Source organism: Sphingobium sp. MP9-4, assembly GCF_005281675.1.
Taxonomy (GTDB): Bacteria; Pseudomonadota; Alphaproteobacteria; order Sphingomonadales; family Sphingomonadaceae; genus Sphingobium; species Sphingobium yanoikuyae.
Genome location: NZ_LUFI01000005.1, coordinates 1 through 1,423, shown reverse-complemented (window position 1 = coordinate 1,423; position 1,423 = coordinate 1). Strand labels below are relative to the sequence as shown.

Below are 1,423 nucleotides of genomic sequence, written 5' to 3'. Positions count from 1 at the left end.
TCGGGCTCCGCCCTCCCTACGCCGCGCGCTGCGCAAGGCGCGTTCCTCGACCTTCCTGCCATCCTTGAAAAGGGGTCCCTTTTGCGCGCCGATCGGGGGTCCCGTTTGCACGCCGATTGACAACTCTCGACAGGGGATACCGGTCGTGCAGGCGGCAACATGGACTTTCCCGAGGTGGTTGCGGGCAACACCGTCTTTTTGCCAGTACAGCAACCCGGCGCGTTGCTGTATCTGGGTGACGCACACGCGCTCCAAGGGGACGGCGAAACCTCCCAATATGCGCTCGAAACGTCGATGGACGGCGAATTCTCGGTCGAGATCATCAAGGGAAGCGCGATCATGATGCCAAGGGTCGAATCGCAAGATGCAATCATGGCATTGGGGCAGGCCGGCTCGCTCGACGAAGCCACGAGGGCCGCAACCACAGGTTTGATACAATGGCTGCAGCAGGATTATGGGTTGAGCCTGTCCGACGCGGCAAAGGTGTTGGGAAGCGCAGTGCGCTATTCAATCCCGAACCTCGCAGGCCGAAGTGTTGGCGTGGCTGCGCGCATCGACAAGGCGTTGCTTCCGGCTCGATAGCAACCAGCTGCAGGAACGGCTTCTTAGCGAGCCACGGCGCATAACCGCCGTCGCAGCTGTGGCCGTTCACGATCCACCTATGTTGAAGCCAAGATCGATCGGTCGGCGGCGCAGCGCGCATCGGCTGACAATGACAGCGCGCCCGCATTCTCCTTCTGCCACTGTCGATTGAAATGATTGACCTTGCGGATGAGGCACAGTGGTTCAGCCTTGGACGCATAGCAGTCGTTTCTGGGGGCGACCCACGCCGGACGCTCCGAGCCAAATTTTCGATCCCCAGCAGCGGACGTTCCGCTTTCCTGACAGCTCCCGACCAACTTCCCTCAGGCCGAGCGCTCATTTCTAGCGTGATGGTCCCTTGGATAGGGTAATACGAACCGTGATAACGTCACCATCCGCCAGCTTTTCTGCTTTTCTCACGCTCGCCTTGATGGGCAGCATGTAGCCCTGGATGGCCTTGCTCGGAAAAACCGATGTGCGCCAATACGTTTTGCCGATGCCGGCCTCTACGTAGACCGATCCCCAAGCCGCTGATTGGCCCGACGATGCTACACGAATGGCTTCGGCGACCTCGCCGTCGATCGTTAGAAAATGCCACGACATCGATGAAGGCTGACCATCCTTGCCTTTCCCGCGCCACAACCAGATAGGGCCGACATGCTCCCAAGCTGTTTCGTCAGGTGAGACGTCTCCGCCTAGGGTCAGGACCCATTGATATAGGCGTTGCGATCTGATTCATGCTCCGTGAGGAGACTGGAATTGAGTGACCTGTATTGGCTGACGGACGACCAGATGGCGCGGCTTGAGCCGTATTTCCCCAAGAGCCATGGCAAGCCCCGGG

General features: G+C 59.6%; 1 protein-coding gene and 2 pseudogenes. 2 read left to right on the top strand and 1 reads right to left on the bottom strand.

The annotated features are described in order from the left end of the window. Nucleotides 1–156: 156 nt before the first annotated feature. Nucleotides 157–582, top strand: a pseudogene (locus tag A0U87_RS02720) (acetamidase/formamidase family protein); the annotation flags it as partial. A 342-nt stretch (nucleotides 583–924) separates the two neighbouring features. Here A0U87_RS02720 and A0U87_RS02715 read toward each other — a convergent pair. Next, nucleotides 925–1,224 carry a DUF1905 domain-containing protein gene (locus A0U87_RS02715; protein ID WP_276309024.1) on the bottom strand — a complete coding sequence of 100 codons (300 nt, stop codon included), beginning with the start codon at nucleotides 1,222–1,224 and terminating at the stop codon, nucleotides 925–927. A 117-nt stretch (nucleotides 1,225–1,341) separates the two neighbouring features. Between A0U87_RS02715 and A0U87_RS02710 the strand changes: the two are divergent. Next, nucleotides 1,342–1,423: pseudogene (locus A0U87_RS02710) on the top strand (IS5/IS1182 family transposase); the annotation flags it as partial.